Annotated in this window: 19 protein-coding genes; 4 read left to right on the top strand and 15 right to left on the bottom strand. The window is 34.8% G+C overall.

Annotation, left to right across the window (positions count from 1 at the left end; all coding sequences use genetic code 11):
- Nucleotides 1-122 precede the first annotated feature (122 nt).
- Together CLU83_RS07880 and CLU83_RS07875 are read right to left on the bottom strand one after the other, a co-directional pair.
- Entirely contained in the window at nucleotides 123-2,195 is a 2,073-nt protein-coding gene (locus tag CLU83_RS07880; protein ID WP_232727015.1) for a beta-galactosidase, read from the bottom strand.
- Nucleotides 2,196-2,781: 586 nt separating this feature from the next.
- A complete protein-coding gene (locus CLU83_RS07875; RefSeq protein WP_100431095.1) occupies nucleotides 2,782-3,807 on the bottom strand; it encodes a LacI family DNA-binding transcriptional regulator in 1,026 nt (341 codons plus the stop codon).
- Between the two features lie 330 nt (nucleotides 3,808-4,137).
- Here CLU83_RS07875 and kduI point away from each other — a divergent pair, with 330 nt between their 5' ends.
- The gene (gene kduI, locus CLU83_RS07870) at nucleotides 4,138-4,980 is read left to right on the top strand and encodes a 5-dehydro-4-deoxy-D-glucuronate isomerase (RefSeq protein WP_100433667.1); all 843 of its coding nucleotides are present in this window, start codon (nucleotides 4,138-4,140) and stop codon (nucleotides 4,978-4,980) included.
- A gap of 18 nt (nucleotides 4,981-4,998) precedes the next feature.
- Nucleotides 4,999-5,793 (top strand): gluconate 5-dehydrogenase, encoded by a 795-nt coding sequence (locus CLU83_RS07865; RefSeq protein ID WP_100433666.1) that lies wholly within the window; start codon nucleotides 4,999-5,001, stop codon nucleotides 5,791-5,793.
- Between the two features lie 38 nt (nucleotides 5,794-5,831).
- On the opposite strand, the gene CLU83_RS07860 is transcribed toward CLU83_RS07865, so the two are convergent.
- The 12 genes from CLU83_RS07860 to CLU83_RS07810 all read right to left on the bottom strand — a co-directional run bounded on the left by CLU83_RS07860 (nucleotide 5,832) and on the right by CLU83_RS07810 (nucleotide 14,387).
- Complete coding sequence (locus CLU83_RS07860; RefSeq protein WP_157802037.1) at nucleotides 5,832-6,434, bottom strand: hypothetical protein; 603 nt, start codon at nucleotides 6,432-6,434, stop codon at nucleotides 5,832-5,834.
- A gap of 248 nt (nucleotides 6,435-6,682) precedes the next feature.
- Nucleotides 6,683-6,826, bottom strand: a complete 144-nt coding sequence (locus CLU83_RS22045) for a hypothetical protein (RefSeq protein WP_157802035.1) — start codon at nucleotides 6,824-6,826, stop codon at nucleotides 6,683-6,685.
- A 28-nt stretch (nucleotides 6,827-6,854) separates the two neighbouring features.
- Entirely contained in the window at nucleotides 6,855-7,760 is a 906-nt protein-coding gene (locus CLU83_RS07855; RefSeq protein WP_100431093.1) for a phospholipase A, read from the bottom strand.
- A 109-nt stretch (nucleotides 7,761-7,869) separates the two neighbouring features.
- Entirely contained in the window at nucleotides 7,870-8,883 is a 1,014-nt protein-coding gene (locus CLU83_RS07850) for an Atu2307/SP_0267 family LLM class monooxygenase (RefSeq protein WP_100431092.1), read from the bottom strand.
- Between the two features lie 19 nt (nucleotides 8,884-8,902).
- Complete coding sequence (locus CLU83_RS07845) at nucleotides 8,903-9,649, bottom strand: glucose 1-dehydrogenase (RefSeq protein ID WP_100431091.1); 747 nt, start codon at nucleotides 9,647-9,649, stop codon at nucleotides 8,903-8,905.
- A gap of 62 nt (nucleotides 9,650-9,711) precedes the next feature.
- Nucleotides 9,712-10,791 carry an alkene reductase gene (locus tag CLU83_RS07840; protein ID WP_100431090.1) on the bottom strand — a complete coding sequence of 360 codons (1,080 nt, stop codon included), beginning with the start codon at nucleotides 10,789-10,791 and terminating at the stop codon, nucleotides 9,712-9,714.
- 11 nt (nucleotides 10,792-10,802) lie between these two features.
- Complete coding sequence (locus CLU83_RS07835; protein ID WP_100431089.1) at nucleotides 10,803-11,342, bottom strand: NADPH-dependent FMN reductase; 540 nt, start codon at nucleotides 11,340-11,342, stop codon at nucleotides 10,803-10,805.
- 27 nt (nucleotides 11,343-11,369) lie between these two features.
- Entirely contained in the window at nucleotides 11,370-12,236 is an 867-nt protein-coding gene (locus CLU83_RS07830) for a pirin family protein (RefSeq protein ID WP_100431088.1), read from the bottom strand.
- A gap of 99 nt (nucleotides 12,237-12,335) precedes the next feature.
- Complete coding sequence (locus tag CLU83_RS07825; protein ID WP_100431087.1) at nucleotides 12,336-12,710, bottom strand: DoxX family protein; 375 nt, start codon at nucleotides 12,708-12,710, stop codon at nucleotides 12,336-12,338.
- 176 nt (nucleotides 12,711-12,886) lie between these two features.
- Entirely contained in the window at nucleotides 12,887-13,345 is a 459-nt protein-coding gene (locus tag CLU83_RS07820; protein WP_100431086.1) for a nuclear transport factor 2 family protein, read from the bottom strand.
- A gap of 10 nt (nucleotides 13,346-13,355) precedes the next feature.
- Nucleotides 13,356-13,715, bottom strand: a complete 360-nt coding sequence (locus CLU83_RS07815; RefSeq protein ID WP_100431085.1) for a nuclear transport factor 2 family protein — start codon at nucleotides 13,713-13,715, stop codon at nucleotides 13,356-13,358.
- A gap of 21 nt (nucleotides 13,716-13,736) precedes the next feature.
- Nucleotides 13,737-14,387 (bottom strand): NAD(P)-dependent oxidoreductase, encoded by a 651-nt coding sequence (locus tag CLU83_RS07810; protein WP_100431084.1) that lies wholly within the window; start codon nucleotides 14,385-14,387, stop codon nucleotides 13,737-13,739.
- 89 nt (nucleotides 14,388-14,476) lie between these two features.
- Here CLU83_RS07810 and CLU83_RS07805 point away from each other — a divergent pair, with 89 nt between their 5' ends.
- Nucleotides 14,477-14,839, top strand: a complete 363-nt coding sequence (locus tag CLU83_RS07805) for a helix-turn-helix domain-containing protein (protein WP_100431083.1) — start codon at nucleotides 14,477-14,479, stop codon at nucleotides 14,837-14,839.
- A gap of 184 nt (nucleotides 14,840-15,023) precedes the next feature.
- Here the strand turns inward: CLU83_RS07805 and CLU83_RS07795 are convergent, their stop codons facing one another.
- Nucleotides 15,024-16,004, bottom strand: a complete 981-nt coding sequence (locus tag CLU83_RS07795) for a hydrogen peroxide-inducible genes activator (RefSeq protein WP_100431082.1) — start codon at nucleotides 16,002-16,004, stop codon at nucleotides 15,024-15,026.
- Nucleotides 16,005-16,104: 100 nt separating this feature from the next.
- On the opposite strand from CLU83_RS07795, the gene CLU83_RS07790 reads away from it, so the two are divergent.
- Nucleotides 16,105-17,028: an alpha/beta fold hydrolase gene (locus tag CLU83_RS07790; protein WP_100431081.1), complete on the top strand. Its 924-nt coding sequence runs from the start codon at nucleotides 16,105-16,107 to the stop codon at nucleotides 17,026-17,028.
- The last annotated feature ends 1 nt before the right edge of the window (nucleotide 17,029 follow it).

The following is a 17,029-nucleotide window of genomic DNA, read 5'->3' as shown; positions in this document are numbered from 1 at the left end:
AAATGGCATTAAAAATTTTTAATGCCATTTCTATTTTAAAATAAAACTCAAATTTATATTTTAATTCAGAGAAAACTATTCTGAACAGTTTGTTAAATCGTCATTTGTTTCATAGTCACACATTATTCTTTCCAAATGACAACTTCTGCAGGTTTCAGTGATTTTTGACCTATCAAGACTTTTGCATTTGCTGGTATTTGAATTTCTTGATTTTCAGAAGAATAGTTAAATCCATACCAGAAACCGTTACTGTATTCCACCAATACTCCTTCGGCCAATGCCAATGTAGGTACGTTTGCTTTGTTGAATATTTTATGCAACACTTCTTTTTCCAGTTGTCCATCATCTGTATCGGGACCTATATAAGTAATGGTTCCTTTTCCTAATTTACGATGTAGAACGGCTGCTTTGCCTTTATAGAACTGGTCGTCATAGTTCGCCCAAACGGTTGTGGATTCCTGTGGTTCGATGACATCGCCCCAGTTGTTCCACTGGTAAGTGGTCTCGTCCATTTTTACTTTCCCCATTAAGGCAGTAGGCAGTAAATCAAAATATATTTCTTTTGCCCCAACTAATTCTAAAATAGGCTTTTGGAATAAGGCTTCCCATAAGTGTGCTTCCCTGTCTTTTTGTCCTGTGCGACAGCTTAACACTAAGTTACCTCCATTCTCAACATAGGTTTTCCAACGAGCCACCAGTTTATCGTCTAAGAGCTGATAAGCTGGTGCTATCATAAATGGATATTTAGAAAAATCGTGGCTTTCATCAATTACATCTACTGGTGCTCCCATAGATTTTAAAGCTTTGTAATAGCGATTTACATGTGCCATGTAATCCCACTGGTTGGTTTGTGGCTGATATTCCATTTCCCAACGGTTATCCGGATTGTAAAGAATTGCTGTTTTGCGTTGGGAAAGAATTGCAGGCAATGCTGTTTCAGGCTTATACCATTTGCGTAGCTCTTTTAATTCCTTAATTACTTTGATGTATTCATCTCCTGAGCGGCTCACGGTAGTGCCATCTGTTTTCATTATGCCATAATGGTATTGTTCTCCTCCGGACAACGGTTGTCTGAAACGGTAATTGCATACAAATTTATTGCCTCCTGCCATGACATGATACATCCACATGCGAACAGTTCCAGGCATAGTTTGAGGATTGAATAATCCCCAGTTTACTTGTCCGGGTTGTAATTCCATTACACCGCTTACGCCATTTATCGGTCTGAAGAAATCATTTGAAAAGCCGATGCTGTTTGCCGATCCCATACGGAAACCTTGTTCTCCGTGTCCTAAATCATATCCTTCTGCGAGGTATTTGGTATAGGTTTGAAAATCCAGTTCTTTCATCCGCAGCGGATCAACCGCAGAATGGGTAGGCATAAGGTTGGTAGTTACCCATTGAGTAGGCTTAATGTATTTACGAAGTATATCTTTTTGCATAATAATAAAACGAGCTGCTTCATCTGCTGAAAAGCGTTTGAAATCTAAAATGGCATGAGGGTTTGCCTGTTGCACCAATTCTTTTGAGTTAGGAATGTGTATCTGCTCGAAATTATTATAAGTCTGGCTCCAGAAGGCATTTCCCCAAACTTTATTTAGATTGTCGATGGTTTTGTATTTTTCGGCAAGCCAAATTCGATAGGCCTTTTGCGCATTTTCACTATAATCAAAAGAAGCTCCATAATGAGAGGGCTCATTATCAATTTGCCATCCCCAAACGGTTTTATTGTTGCCATAACGCTCAGCCAGTAAAGTTACTATTTTAGTAACATATTCTTCGTAGGTTTTACTTGACCATGATCCTTGTTGCCTAGCACCATGTTGTATCGTGCGCCCTTCGGCATTTACCATTAATATGTCAGGATGTTTTTGAGTGAGCCAGGCTGGGGGAGTGGGTGTAGGTGTGCATAATACTACTTTGAGATTGTTTTTTTCTGCTAAAGCCACTGCTTTGTCGAGCCATTCAAAATTGTATTTACCTTCTTGAGGTTCCATAGTTGACCAAGCAAATTCACCAAAATGGGTAAATTCAAAACCAAGGTCAGCCATTTTTTTGATATCCCTTTCCCAATTGGATTCCGGCCATTGTTCCGGGTAATAATAACTGCCTACTAGCATAAGGTCTTTTTTATAAAAAAACTTTTCAGCATTTTGGGCAAAGGATGCCTGCGCGCCGATTATAGATAATGCCACTGCAGTAATTTTAAAACGACTGCGTAAAAATTTGGAAATTTGGTCTGTTTGCAAAATAGATATATTTTATAATTTGGTTAATTGATTGGCTTCTGTCTTTAATTGTTTTAAATGAAATTTGGAAACCATTTGCCGTTTTCTGGGAAACAATATCCGAATTCATGATTTTTTATTGGGACGCTGGTATGAATTATACATTCAGTACCGTTTAATGATTTAATGGAGGCACTGTTGAGTTATTGGTTGTTCCAATCCATATTTATTTCAAATCCATCTCTTGCTTTAAGTCCTTTTTTACCATTTTCTACTGGCAAAGCTTCGACCCACTTCTGGAGAGGTTTACTGTATTATAATTTTTAGATCTTGAGCATTTAAATTGCTCTTGTTTTGTACTTCACAAAAATTAATGAATAGGACTTGTGAAATGGTAAATGATATTATTTGGGATTTTAAAAAATCGAATTTGTTAAAAAACATATTTTTTATTAAATTAATTTCAAAAGTATATTTTAATTATAAGAATACTATTCTGAACTGTTTGTTAAAATTTACTATTTCAGGATAGCTTTTATTTGTAAAAGAGACATTAACCAAGTCTTTTTGAAGAATTTCTTTTGATTAAAATTGGTTTCAAAATTATAGTTTCAGGACTGTTATGTACTTGTTTGTCCTTAATTTGTTTCAGCAGTAAATTGGTTGCAATTTTTCCCATCTCAAACCCAGGTTGGTCAATAGTGGTAAGTGATGGTTCTATGACAGATGAGATAGGTTCGTTACTAAAACCCACAATTGCTATGTCTTTCGGAATCCTAATGCCTTGTTCTTTTAGATATTGCAAAGCGCTAATAGCTGCAGTATCATTGGAAGAAAAGATAGCGTCTATGGAAACATTTAAGGAAAGTATTTTTTTTGCGCTTTCAATGCCGTCAGCTTCCATTAGTTTTGAGCTGATAATTAAATTTTGATCTAAGGGAATATCATGTTTTTTTAAAGCAGCCTTATATCCATAGAATCGATTTTTGTAAATTTCCAATTCTTGAGGACCTGAGAAATGAGCAATTTTTTTGCATCCTTGTAAAATAAGATGTTCCGTAGCCTCAAAGCCTCCCAGAAAATCATCGATAAGCACATTGCTGTTGTCCGGCATTTCTATATGCCTGTCGAAAAACACCAATGGAGTGCCACTGTTTTTAAAAAATTTCAAATAATCGTTGTCTTTGGTTTCCATAGACACCGAAATTAAAACACCATCAACTCTGTTTGCTAAAAATGTATGTGCTATTTTCTGTTCTCTTTCCAATTGTTCCAATGATTGAGAAATTGTGACATTGTATCCTGCTTCATAGGCAGTTTCTTCAATGCCGGCAATCGCAGACGAAAAGAAATGACGCGATATTCTGGGAACGATAACACCAATGGTGTTGGTTTTGTTGTTGCGTAAACTTGAAGCTAAGAGGTTCCTTTGGTATCCAAGTTCCAAAGCTTTGGCATTTACCTTGTCTTTCGTTTTTTGGGTTACTCTGGGATTATTGCTTAAAGCTCTTGAAACAGTGGAACTGTCAATGTTTAATTCTCTAGCAATGTCATGTATTGTTATTTTACTGTTCTCCATTGTGACCTCAAGCGTTGAATTATGATTTTTATTTACTCATTGACAAGTAAATTAATTATTGCAAAAATAGTTTTATTCTGTTGGAATAGCTTTTTTAATATTAAATTTTTATCAATATTTCAAGGAATTGTGATGTTATGAATGTCCATGTGAAGAATACTTCTTTATAAAAATTTTATGTGTTGAAATGATATCTGTTATAAAACAAAAATACAAATTTTAAAATACAATCGATTGTATTTTAAAAAATAAATATTACTTTTGACAAAAATTTCGATTTTTGGAAGTTTTTAGATCTAAAAAAGTAAATAGTACTTGATAAATATTATGATGAAAAATAATTTTAATGTACGGTATGCAGCTTCTCCAAAAGAAGTTAAAAGTTTTGATACGGTTAGATTGAGGGAAGAATTTTTGATTGAGAATTTAATGGAAAACAATTCCATAAATCTGGTCTATACTCATTATGACCGTTTTATTGTTGGTGGTGTTGTCCCAACTGATTTTTCTTTGAAACTGGAAACTTTTGAAGCTTTGAAATCAGATTGTTTTTTGGATAGAAGAGAATTGGGGATTATTAATGTCGGAGGCAGCGGTTCTGTTTTGGTTGATGGAGAACTATTTGAATTGGATTATAAAGAAGCGTTATATGTAGGGCGTTCCCATCAAGAAGTGATTTTTGATAGCGACGATGCTACGAATCCAGCTAAATTTTATTTGAATTCGGCACCAGCACACAAAGTGTTTCCAACTAAAAAAATAAGTAAAAATGATGCGGAAGTTGTGGAGCTAGGTTCAATGGAGACTGCAAATGCAAGAACAATAAAAAAGTTAATAGTCAACAGCGTGGCGGAAACCTGTCAGGTTCAAATGGGAATGACGGAATTAAAATCCGGAAGTGTTTGGAATACCATGCCGGCTCACGTGCATGATAGACGAATGGAGGTTTATTTTTATTTTGAGATTCCCGAAGATCAGGCAGTATGTCATTTTATGGGTGAACCACAAGAAACGAGACACATTTGGATGGGAAATAATCAGGCCGTTATTTCTCCCCCGTGGTCGATACATTCGGGTTCAGGAACAAGCAATTATACCTTTATCTGGGGGATGGCCGGTGAGAACTTAGATTATGGCGATATGGATTTTTGTAAAATAAATGAATTAAAATAAACTTTAAAATAAATGCTTATGTCGATAAACTTATTTGATTTAACAGGTAAAACAGCTTTAATTACCGGTGGCGTTCACGGATTAGGAATGGCTATGGCCAAAGGACTTGGACATGCAGGTGCTAAAATTGTTGTAAATGATCGTTCATCACAAGAAGCGGTGGACAATGCAGTTGCTGAATACAAATCTGTAGGAATTGAAGCCTATGGATACATATTTGATGTTACAGATGAAGCTGCCGTAATTGCAAACATTACCAAAATAGAGGACGAAGTGGGTCCAATTGATATCTTGATTAACAATGCTGGAATTATAAAAAGAACTCCGATTATTGAAATGGAAGTCGAAGATTTTGCGGCGGTAATCAAAGTAGATTTAATTAGCCCTTTTATTGTTTCAAAAAATGTTGCCAAAGGTATGATTCAACGTGGAGGAGGAAAAATCATAAACATCTGCTCCATGATGAGTGAATTGGGGAGAGACTCCGTAAGTGCCTATGCTGCCGCTAAAGGGGGACTTAAAATGTTGACCAAAAATATGGCTACGGAATGGGCTAAATTCAATATTCAAACAAATGGAATTGGGCCAGGCTATTTTGCCACAAGCCAAACAGCTCCAATTAGAGTAGATGGACATCCTTTCAACGAATTTATTATGGGAAGAACTCCAGCTGGCCGCTGGGGAGATCCTGACGATTTACAAGGAGCCGCTATTTTCTTGAGCTCTAAAGCAAGTGATTTTGTTAACGGTCACATTCTTTACGTAGATGGAGGTATATTGGCAACTATAGGAAAACCTTCAAATGAAATTTAGATTTATATTTATATTGAAATAGTTATGATTTTTGGTCATTATATTGAATCAGTTGAATTCCTCGAGGCTCTGCCTTGGGGTAATTCATTCAAACTTTCATAAGAACAACTACAAAGCGCATTTTTACAATCGGCTTCCTGAACATCCAATAATAAAAAGCTTTTTGATTTACTCTCATTGAAAGGAGGTGTTACAAAACTGGCTTCTTCTTCATCATAAAAAGTTAAACCAATTTTTAAATCTGGAATTTTTAGCACGGATCTAAAAATAGATTCGAAACTATCATTCAGTTTTGATTTTTCTGTATTTTTTTTAAATAGGTTTGATTTTAGATTGGAAACGGCACTTTTTACAGTTACATCTACCAATGATATTATGGAAAATCCTTTTAAATACCAAGAATTTTCAGGAAATGCTTTTTTCCATAAATCGATGTTGTCATAATTATCGATTAATTCTTCAATTTCTGATTGGGTTAAAAATCGGGTATTTTCAGTTGGATATATTTCAAGAAAGTCAGCATTATACAATATTCTATAATGCTTAATGATACCATTTTTGTCTGGAATATCATAAAATAAGGGTTTCCCAAAATCAACATTTTGATTGTAATACGCATTCAATATGAGTGTACAGTTCATTATATAAAACTGATGTTCATCTATGTCTCGAATGCTCATATCAAATGTTACTCTGACATCATTTAATTTTTTTTTAATCGTTCGGAATAATTAAATGTAATGTCGTAAAAAGGGAATGTTACTGCTTTTATTTCATCATGAGTCAATGCTGTGGGAAATAAATCGGCTAGTAAATACTTTATTAATTCCTGATTATTTTCGATTATATCCAAATTATCAATACCATGTTATCAATTCAGGTTTGTCTTTTATTTATTCAATAATTCCTTGGCATAATTAGATTTATAGTTAATATCGGATACTGCTGTTTGTTCCAATCCTTCGATTAATTTATGAAAAGAAATCAAGATTTCGAAAGGACTTAAGTATTTGTAATTTTGAATTATAGTCATTAAATATTAAAAGATCTTTTTTATTAATTTATAAAGTTCCTGCAAATACAATCCCAATACCAGCAATAGTATGTATTTGATTATAATCGATCATAGCATCTCCGTATCCGTGAAAAAACTGTCCGTAGCCGGTTAAGTTTCCGTATATAGGAAAAGCCCAGTCCAGTTCAATATTTCCGTGATTGTCATCTCCAGTTCTTAAAGAATGCTGTGCGCGTAATGTCAATAAATGTTTGTTTAATCTATAATTAAAAGTAGCATCCGCTCTACCCATATAATTTTTAATATCTGGATTTTCATTAATTTCAGCGGCTACCCAGGTTCTAAAGACCAAACTCCAATCCTTGTCCTCAAAGCCAGCATGCATAATAAATCGATTCCAGCTGCGGGAAAACTGTTTACCTTCTCGACCATTTGATTGATGGTTAAAGGCAAACCCAATCATTCTGGTCTTTAATCCTAAAAAATTATATTTTATAGGATAGTTAAAGATCAGTTCAGGTTCATAATTGGTTTCTCTAAAAGGTCTTGAAAATTCGACATTATAGACCTGCCAAAAAGATTTTTGAGTGTATGCCAGCCATAAATCGCCTTTCCCAATGATATTATGAGCTATTTTAGCTTTGAAACTTAATTGTATTGTAGCTTCCATATTGTCTAATTCAATTGGTTTATCGGTTGGAACTTCGTCAACAGGCACTACAAAAGGAACTTCACGCCTATGGCTCGAAAATCGAAATGGTAAAGTATAAACTGGTTTATAGGTCGTTATCAAAAAGGTTTCCTTATTGGTTTCTGGATCTAATTCCCATATATCTGAAAGCCTTTGGTAAGAACTTCGTTTTTTAAAAACTGAAGATTGCCCCATTATAGAAGAGATTGAAAATAAAGAAAGTACAAGTATTTGTATTGTTTTTTTGTAGTGATTTTTCATAGTGATTTTAAAAAGTTATTAAGCAATATTTGGCTTTTACAAATTCAATTTATATTGAATAGTGAATGTCTGACACAAACAAAAGAGTTCGATATCAGACATATCATTTTTAAGAATTAATTATTGGAATAACTTTACTTCCAATTAATTCAATGGATTCCATTAATTGTGAATGTGTTAAACCTGCATTGTCCATTTGGAAAGTAAATCTGGAAACGCCTCCTAAATCCTCACTGAAACGCATTATTTTATCGGCTATTTCATCGGGTTCACCAACTAATAATGCACCATTCCTGCCCACTTGAGCATTAAAATGGGCAGGTGTAATGGGGGGGCAACCTCTTTCTCTTCCCATTCGGGTAAAGGTTTCGGCATAGCCAGGATAATAATCAGATAATGCCTTACTCTTGCTATTGGCTACATAACCTAATGAATGTACACCCACTTTTAATTTTTCTGGTGAATGTCCTGCTTGTTTTCCTGCTTTTCTATACATATCGACCAAGCCTCGAAAACGTCTTGTTTCTCCTCCGATGATGGCAACCATTAGTGGCAATCCTAATTTTCCAGCTCTTACAAAGGATTCTGGAGTTCCCCCAACACCAATCCATAAAGGCATTTGATCCTGAAATGGTCTTGGATATATAGGCTGATTGACTAAAGGAGTTCTGAATTTTCCAGACCAGTTTACCTTTTCATTATTTTGTATTTGGATTAACAATTCCAACTTTTCCAAAAAAAGTGCATCATAATCCTGAAGATTGAATCCGAACAATGGAAATGATTCTGTAAACGAGCCACGACCTACCACTAATTCTGTTCTTCCTCTCGAAATGAGGTCAAGTGTGGCAAATTCTTGAAAAACTCGAACTGGATCGGCAGCACTCAAAACAGTAACTGCACTGGTTAGCTTTATTTTTTTAGTTCTGGCGGCTGCGGCTGCCAAAATTATGGCTGGTGACGAATCAAAAAATTCACGGCGATGGTGTTCTCCAATTCCAAATATTGCCAAACCAGCTTGATCCGCTTGTTCTATTCTGGTCAATAATTCTTCTAATATATTTGCTCCATCAATAGCTTTTTGAATGGTGCCTGATGCAAAACTGTCTATTCCAATTTCCATAGTGCTTTTTTGTTAAAAGTTATATTCTACCACCGCCGTTTGCAATAATTTGTTGCCCATTTATCCAAGCTCCTTCAGGACTTGCAAGAAATGCTACTGCGCCCGCAATGTCCTCTGGTTCGCCCAATCTTCCTAAATTCATTCCTTGGGCAATTCGTTCCATTTCTTCTTTTGAAACTTCTTTTTCCATTAAAGGAGTTCTTGTTGGTCCAGGAAAAACACTATTTACGGATATTTGACGATGCCCAAGTTCCTGAGCCAAAATTTCAGTAACCACTTTCCCGGCTGCTTTACTGGGAGCATAAATCCCAAGACCCGCTGCGGGATAAAGCGAACTTGTTGAAGATATCTGAATAATGCGTCCCCCATTTCTAATGTGTTTGGCAGCTTGTTGCAGCACAAAATAAGTTCCTTTATAATTTACCGTATTGATACGGTCAAAGTCCGCTTCGGTAACATCAGCAATAGGAATCCCCATAATAGCAGTTCCTGCATTGGCTACTACAATATCGATTCCGCCAAATTCTTGGATTACAGTATCAAAAAGAGTTATAATAGCTGATACGTTACTCACATCTGCAGGAAATCCTCTTGCAATACCACCAGCTTTTCTAATTTCATTCACTACGGCATCGGCTTGTTTTGAATCTCCAACATAATTAACGGCTACTGCAATTCCATCTTTGGCTAAACGGATGGCAATCGCGCGACCGATACCTGTTGCAGCTCCTGTTACGATTGCTGTTTTATTTGTTGATGTAGTCATAATTGTTGTTTTTTATATCCCTATCTAATAGGGTCTATTTTACTTTCAATTTGTGAATTGATTTATTGTAAACTTGGATAATCGGTATAGCCTTTTTCATTACCTCCGTAAAATGTGGTTCGATCAGCTTCATTGAGTGCGGCGTTTAGTTCAAAACGTTTTACTAAATCGGGATTGGCAATAAACGGAACCCCGAAGGAAATCATTTTAGCTATTCCTTTGTTTAGTTCAGCTTCGGCAGTTTCACGATTATATCCTGCATTGGCTATTACCAAATGTTTGGTTAATTTTCCGAAGGTTCCCATTACATCTTTTGCATATTGGTCGAAACCATCTTCGGGAAGAAATAAGGGATTCATTAGGTGAATGTATGCTAATGGCAGCTTATTCAACTGCATTATTAAATAGGTGTAAGTTGCTAGTGGATCGCTTTCAAGAATGTTATTGTACGGAAGACTTGGCGATAGTTTGATACCTACTTTCTCTTCTCCAATGACAGTTACCATTTCTTGCATTGCTTCAAGAATAAAGCGACAGCGATTTTCAATGCTTCCACCATATTCATCTGTACGTAGATTGGAACTTTCTGCTAAAAACTGATTGGGCAAATAACCTGTGGCAGCGTGTAATTCTACCCCATCAAAACCTGCTTTAATGGCGTTTATGGCAGCTTGTTTGTAGTCTTGAATTACTTGTTTTGTTTCAGCTATACTCAATGCTCTCGGGATTTCATAATCTACAAGTCCTTGTGACGAAAAATGTTGTTGTCCTGTAATAGCAATTGCTGATGGAGCAACGGGTAATTCACCATTTTTATCTGCCGAATGCGCTACACGACCTGTATGCCAAAGCTGGGCGAAAATTTTGCCTCCTTTTTCGTGAACGGCATCGGTTACTTTTTTCCAGCCTGCAATTTGTTCTTCAGCATAAATTCCTAACGTGAAAGGACTTCCTAATGCTTGTTCCGAAATATTAATACCTTCTGTGATTATCAACCCAGCAGTTGCTCTTTGGGTGTAATATAAAAGGGTCAAATCATTTGCTACTCCATTTCCTTCGCCACGTGCACGTGTCATTGGTGCCATTGCTACACTATTATTTAGGGTTAAATTCCCTATTTTATTTGATTGTAATAGTTTCATTTCTTTTTAATTTATATCAATAAATTTGTTTTTATTGTCTCAATTTTTGATTCCAATTCATCTACAAGACTATCATTTATGATTCCATTTTCATCATTAAAATTGTCATAAAAACTTGGTAATGAAAATGTTTCAATCACATTTGCGCCATAGTATGGAAGGGTGTTTTTTGCTAATTCTAATACTGTAGCTCCACCTCTTTCTCCTGGAGAAGTAGCTAAAACAAAAACGGGTTTATTACCAAATGCTTTGCGTTCTGGAATAACCGAAATCCAATCGTAAATATTTTTGAAAGCAGTAGAATAGGCTCCATTGTTTTCGGCAAGAGCGATAAGAAGCAAACCACTTTCGTCAATTTTACCAGCAAAATCTAAAGCCAATTGCGGTATTCCAGTTTTGGCTATTTTATCTACACTAAATATTGGCATTTCGAAATCATTCAAATCCAAAATTTCTACCAAATGGTCATCAAAAAAAGATGCTGTATGCGTTACTAATTTTTTATTGATGGAAGTACTACTGTTGCTTCCTGCGAATGCTAAAATCTTCATATTTTTTTAATTTAAAAGTTAATTATCTTACATTATAAATTTAATTTCGCCATATTTCCCCGCATAAAAATCTCGGTAAGCGTCGCATATTTCAGCTAGTGAGTTCATGACAAACGGACCTTCTGACACAATAGGTTCTGTATATTCTTCGCCACCAAACAATAGTACATCAATAGCGGTTTTAGAAGTGTTTTTTATTTCGATTTCTCCTGCTTTTCTTTCAAATTCTACAAATTCTCCTGCTTGAAATTCGGCATCGTTAAGTATTGTATTTTGTGTGGTCAAAAATGCGGCAGCCTCTATTTTATCAGCTAAATTGATGGAAAATTGCTTTCCCATTTCCAAATGAATGTGATATAAAAACTGCTCGGAATAATTTGGTATTTTAGAACTCAACTCTTCATAGTTACCTACAATTACTTTTATCCAACCTATATTGTTAGTAAATTCTTTTTTAGGAACTTCTTTTGCTTGAATCGCTATGTGAGCAGGGCTTTCGGCTTTGTTTTTTGCAGGTAAATTGATCCAAAACTGAAATCCGTGGACAATTTTACTTTCTGTTTGAGAGTCGTAATTAAAATTTTCATCATGTATAATTCCATTACCAGATTTCATCCATTGCATACCTCCTGAATGTATTTTTCCAGTATTGCCTGCACTGTCAAAGTGTTCGACTTCTCCTTGAATAATATAGGTTAGTGTAGCAATACCTCGATGGGGATGAGCCCCCATCCCTTTTTCATTGATGACTTCTTTGATAGCTGGTGCTACATAATCGAGAAATACAAAAGACCCCACTTTTTTTGCATAGCGATTGGGTAACATTCTATTGATAATCAGAGGACCGAGATCGGTTTTGTTACCTTGTGTAGAGAAAATGGTTTCCTTTTTCATAGATGTAGGGTTTGTTTTTTTAGCGGCTCTATTTGGGTATGCTACGCCAGATTGTGTCGCCTTTTTATGTTTTTGATGGTTGCTTACGCAAACTTTTTGTTAGTCGCGATTCATTACTAAAATTTTATCGTGATAATAATGTGACACTCCCAAAATTGCTAAAAATACAATTGGTGCAACAGCCACAGAAATAGGATCACCACTCGCTATATGAGCAATAAATGCAGAAATGAATGTCAATGCAAATCCAAAATAAGCGAAGGATTTAATTTTAGCAGAAATCATAGGAATGATTAAGACTAATGCTCCTAAAACCTTTAGAACTCCTAGTTCAATTCTGAAATAATCGGGGAAACCTAAATGGACAAATGCTGCTTTCATATCAGCGTTAGTAAAATACCCGAATGCACTAAAAAGCATCATAGCAGCAATAATTCCAGTTGTTGCCCAATAAATAATTTTGTTCTTGTTCATTTTTTCTAATTCTTAGATGGTTATTTTTTGTTAATTTTAATACTGTAAAATTGCGATAGAAGTACCCCTTAAATCGATGCGATATGATAAAAAAAACCGTTGACATTTGTCAACGGTTTTAGAACTAATTAATTTAAAATCACTCTAACACAAACTCACTATACTTAAAAGAGATATTAAAATATGCCGTTTATATTAGCTGCTTTTAAATTTTGGGCTACCCATGGAGCTGCATTATCGGGTGTGCCAACGAGTTGTAGTACTTCCCAATGTTCTATAGCTTTACCTTCGTCATTCATTTTAAAGATATCAACTCCTGCAATTCCAGTGTCATTAGGATCATCATTGAAAATGTTTCGGAAGTTAGAGTGTACCCATACATAGTTGTCAACGGCAATGATGCGTTTTGCCGTCCAGCTTGTTGTTGGATGTTCATCTACTACCTGCTTAAAAAATTTTATCAAACCAGCTGCGCCCGTTTCCAGTAAAGGATCATGCTGAATATATTCTGGGTCTAAAAATTTTAAAACTGCTTCTTCTGGCTGTCTCTGATTAATCATTATTTCATGAAGATTAATGATATTTTCCATGTTGCGAACAGCTTTAGCGTCACTTAGATTTACGATTCTTTCCATTTTATTTTATTTACTTGTTAAGAAATACATATAATGATTTTATTTTTCCGTTTTCAAAAATTACTATGTCTGTACCCGTTGCTACTGGAGGCGTTCCCTCTGGACCAACACCCCAATCTAACTTGCCTACATTGTTATTAATTACAATTGGTTTTAACTGTACAATAGAAAAAACCGGAGGAAGACCATTTAATGTCTTACTAATTTTATGATTTACATCCTCATATCCTGTAAATTTTTCACCAACTTCAAATAAGTCAATATCTTTCGCATAGACTCTTTTAATAGCCGTAACCCTAAGTGTTTCGTCACGTTGGTTCCAAATTTCGTTTAAATGCTGAACCAGTAATTGTTCTAATTTATTTTCCATTTTATTTTATAATGATTTGATTTAATAACCAATGGTAAATGGTTTACCTACAAATTGCTGATTTTTGATTTCATCAACCAACGCCACTGCATAATCTTCGAATGAGATATTGCTTGCTCCGTTTTCGTCTGCAACCAGATTAGTAGTTCCTAATCTAAATTTACCTGTGCGTTCGCCTGCTTGTATCATAGCAGCAGGGTTAAAATACGTCCAGTTTTCCAGTCCTGTAGTTTCATATAATTTCTGTACTTCACCGTGTGCAAAAATTGAAGGTTTGTATTCTTCTGGAATATTTTTCATAATATCTTCACTATCCAACATTCTTAAGCCTGGTGCAACCTCATTATTTGTTCCTCCTCCCACAGCAATAATTCTTGTTTGTGGTTGTTTTTTTAAAGCATTGATAAGGTTTTGGTGCGCTTTTTTAAACTGTTCAGGAGATAGTCCTGCATAAAGTGATATTGCAGATACAACAACATCTTTGCCAGCTATTAAAGATGGTAATTCTGCCTCGTTCAGCAAGTCGCCTTTGATTACTGTTAAATTTGGGTGTTTCAATTCTAATGCCTCTGGTTTGCGTTGTACTGCGGTTACTTCATACTCTTTATCCAGAGCTTCTTTTAATATTCGCTGACCAATGTTGCCCGTTCCTCCAATTAATAATACTTTCATAGTTTTTTATTTTTATTTGATTTTTAATAATACAAAGGTATATTTGCACTATTATAAAAACAAGTACTACCTAAAAAGTAAGCGTATAAATGGCACAGAGAAAAGAGAATTCAACCAATAGCTTAAACAATAATGTCCTTACTAAATGTCCTATGTCATTTACCATTGAAATGATTGGTGGGAGATGGAAAACTATCATTCTATATCAACTTCGAAATGAGCCATTGCGATTTGGGCAATTGAAAAAAATATTGATATACACTACAGAGAAAATGCTGGCGCAACAACTGAAACAGTTAGAACTAGACGGCTTGGTTGTAAGAGATGCAAAAGAAATTGTTCCCCCACACGTAGAATATTATTTGTCTGAAAAAGGTAAAACATTACTACCTGTTCTAGAGGCTATGGCAGAGTGGGGTGAAACTCATAATCAATTATCAAAAGAATGTTAGTTTAAAAGTTGTTTTCATATTATTTTTAACATCGATTCATACATTTGTCAACGGTTTTTGATATTGGTTTAAAACGATACGGTTTTAATTTGAATTATTATTCTGCAAAACTTCCGCCACTCATTGCTTTTTGGAAAACTTGTGGATTCCAGTATTCAAGGTAGTTTATAACAAGACCTTACGGTTAGTTGCTCTTAATTGACGAACTTATAGCCTTTTTAAAATAAGGCGAGTCATTCCAACTTATCTTCTTATAGTTGACTGTTTGCTTTAATTTTTGAGGCAAACAATCCCAAATGACTTCCCTTATTTTTTCAAGCAATACATTTTTGGCAAATGTGTCCGAAACCACTAAACTGATTTCTCTTACTGGTTTTGGGTCTTCAAAAGATTTATAGCAGTTATTTGGTACCTCATTAATGATAGATAACTCAGGAAGTATTGCAAAACCTAAATCGGCTCGCACTAGATTTTTTAAAGTTTCAATTGAGTTGATGTTGTAGAAGAATTTTTCCTGTGCTTTGTTTTCACTCTTCAAATTACAAATATCCAACAGTTGTGCATTAAAACAGTATTCATCCTGAAGCAATAACAAATCGGCTTTGTTACTTTCAAAAAGATTGAAAAGAATGCCAGTATCTGAACCATACGATTTATTGATAAAAGCCACAAATGGCTCATAAAAAACAGGGAATTCCAGCAATGAAGAGTTGCCAGTTGGAGTTGCCATTATGGCAATATCAATAGCTCCTTCTTCCAAATCGTTCATTAAACCTACTGTAGTTACTTCTTTAATGGTAAAGATTATTTTGGGCAGTTTGGCTCTTAAATCTTTAATTAATATAGGAATTAGATAAGGTGAAAGTGTTGAAATAATACCCAATTTTATTTCTCCTTCTAACATATTTTTTTCATCAATTACAAAATCTCTAATCGAATCTACTTCTTTCAATACTTTTTTAGCTTTTGCAATTATTACTGTGCCTAGTGATGTAGGTTTGAGAGGAACGGTTGATCGATCAAATATTTTAATTCCTATCTCTTCTTCCAAACTTTTTAGCTGTAATGTTAATCCGGGTTGTGATACAAAACAGGCTTCTGCAGCTCTCGCAAAGTGTCTTTCTTTGTCTAAAGCAATGATGTATTTTAATTGCTGTAATGTCATAATTATATTTTTTATTTATAATATATAAAAATTATTAATTTGATTTATAATTACAAACATACCACCTTTGTATCGTTAAATAACTTAAAACAATAAAAAAATGAAATTAAAATTAAATCTAGCAACTCAAACAAAAATTTTGTTTACTGCTTTAGCATTATTAGCATTATCTATTTCGGCAATTGCGCAACAAAAAAAAGCTTCATCAACGCGTGAAGAATTTATTGAAGTAGAAAAGAATGTTCTCCTTCACGTTACAGATTGGGGAACTGGCAAAGCGGTTGTGTTAATTCACGGTTGGCCTTTAAGTGATGCAATGTATGAATACCAATACCAGGAATTGGTAGAAAAAGGATACCGAGTTATAGGTATTACACTTCGTGGTTTTGGTAAATCAGACAAACCTTATGGCAAATATGATTATGATGTATTTGCCAACGATATTAAAGTGGTATTGGATAAATTGAATATTCAAAATGCAACTTTAGGAGGTTTTTCAATGGGAGGTGCCATAGCGATACATTATGTTGCTAAATACAATAGTGCCCACGTAAACAAACTGGCTTTGTTTGGAGCAGCTGCACCATTGTGGACTAAAAGAAATGACTATTCTTATGGATTTTCTAAAGAAGACGTGAACGGTTTAATTGCTTTGAGCAAAACAAATAGACCGCAACTTTTAGAAAATTTTGGAAAAATATTTGCTGCCAATGAAACGGCATTGTCACAAGGCATTGGTAATTGGTTAGGAGGAATAAATTTAGAGGCTTCTCCTTATGCAACAACCCAATGTTTGATAGCCTTGAGAGATACCGATTTGCGTGCTGAATTATCCAAAATAAACATTCCAACTGCTATTTTTCACGGAACAAAAGACAAAATATGTGAATTTGCATTAGCCGAGCAAATGCAAAAAGGAATTAAAAATTCGTATATCGTAAAATTTGAAAATAGCGGACACGGATTGTTTATTGAGGAACTTGGGAAATTCAATTCAGAATTAATCAAGTTTTTAGAAAAATAAT

Source organism: Flavobacterium sp. 1, from assembly GCF_002797935.1.
Taxonomy (GTDB): Bacteria; Bacteroidota; Bacteroidia; order Flavobacteriales; family Flavobacteriaceae; genus Flavobacterium.
The sequence above is the reverse complement of the archived record's forward strand: the minus strand, read 5'-3'. Positions and strand labels throughout refer to the sequence as shown.

Excerpts from the sequence above, each read along its gene's own strand:
- CLU83_RS07875 (WP_100431095.1), bottom strand. The coding sequence starts at position 3,807 with ATGGAGAACAGTAAAATAACAATACATGACATTGCTAGAGAATTAAAC.
- kduI (WP_100433667.1), top strand. The coding sequence starts at position 4,138 with ATGAAAAATAATTTTAATGTACGGTATGCAGCTTCTCCAAAAGAAGTT.
- CLU83_RS07865 (WP_100433666.1), top strand. The coding sequence starts at position 4,999 with ATGTCGATAAACTTATTTGATTTAACAGGTAAAACAGCTTTAATTACC.
- CLU83_RS07860 (WP_157802037.1), bottom strand. The coding sequence starts at position 6,434 with ATGAACTGTACACTCATATTGAATGCGTATTACAATCAAAATGTTGAT.
- CLU83_RS22045 (WP_157802035.1), bottom strand. The coding sequence starts at position 6,826 with ATGACTATAATTCAAAATTACAAATACTTAAGTCCTTTCGAAATCTTG.
- CLU83_RS07855 (WP_100431093.1), bottom strand. The coding sequence starts at position 7,760 with ATGAAAAATCACTACAAAAAAACAATACAAATACTTGTACTTTCTTTA.
- CLU83_RS07850 (WP_100431092.1), bottom strand. The coding sequence starts at position 8,883 with ATGGAAATTGGAATAGACAGTTTTGCATCAGGCACCATTCAAAAAGCT.
- CLU83_RS07845 (WP_100431091.1), bottom strand. The coding sequence starts at position 9,649 with ATGACTACATCAACAAATAAAACAGCAATCGTAACAGGAGCTGCAACA.
- CLU83_RS07840 (WP_100431090.1), bottom strand. The coding sequence starts at position 10,791 with ATGAAACTATTACAATCAAATAAAATAGGGAATTTAACCCTAAATAAT.
- CLU83_RS07835 (WP_100431089.1), bottom strand. The coding sequence starts at position 11,342 with ATGAAGATTTTAGCATTCGCAGGAAGCAACAGTAGTACTTCCATCAAT.
- CLU83_RS07830 (WP_100431088.1), bottom strand. The coding sequence starts at position 12,236 with ATGAAAAAGGAAACCATTTTCTCTACACAAGGTAACAAAACCGATCTC.
- CLU83_RS07825 (WP_100431087.1), bottom strand. The coding sequence starts at position 12,710 with ATGAACAAGAACAAAATTATTTATTGGGCAACAACTGGAATTATTGCT.
- CLU83_RS07820 (WP_100431086.1), bottom strand. The coding sequence starts at position 13,345 with ATGGAAAGAATCGTAAATCTAAGTGACGCTAAAGCTGTTCGCAACATG.
- CLU83_RS07815 (WP_100431085.1), bottom strand. The coding sequence starts at position 13,715 with ATGGAAAATAAATTAGAACAATTACTGGTTCAGCATTTAAACGAAATT.
- CLU83_RS07810 (WP_100431084.1), bottom strand. The coding sequence starts at position 14,387 with ATGAAAGTATTATTAATTGGAGGAACGGGCAACATTGGTCAGCGAATA.
- CLU83_RS07805 (WP_100431083.1), top strand. The coding sequence starts at position 14,477 with ATGGCACAGAGAAAAGAGAATTCAACCAATAGCTTAAACAATAATGTC.
- CLU83_RS07795 (WP_100431082.1), bottom strand. The coding sequence starts at position 16,004 with ATGACATTACAGCAATTAAAATACATCATTGCTTTAGACAAAGAAAGA.
- CLU83_RS07790 (WP_100431081.1), top strand. The coding sequence starts at position 16,105 with ATGAAATTAAAATTAAATCTAGCAACTCAAACAAAAATTTTGTTTACT.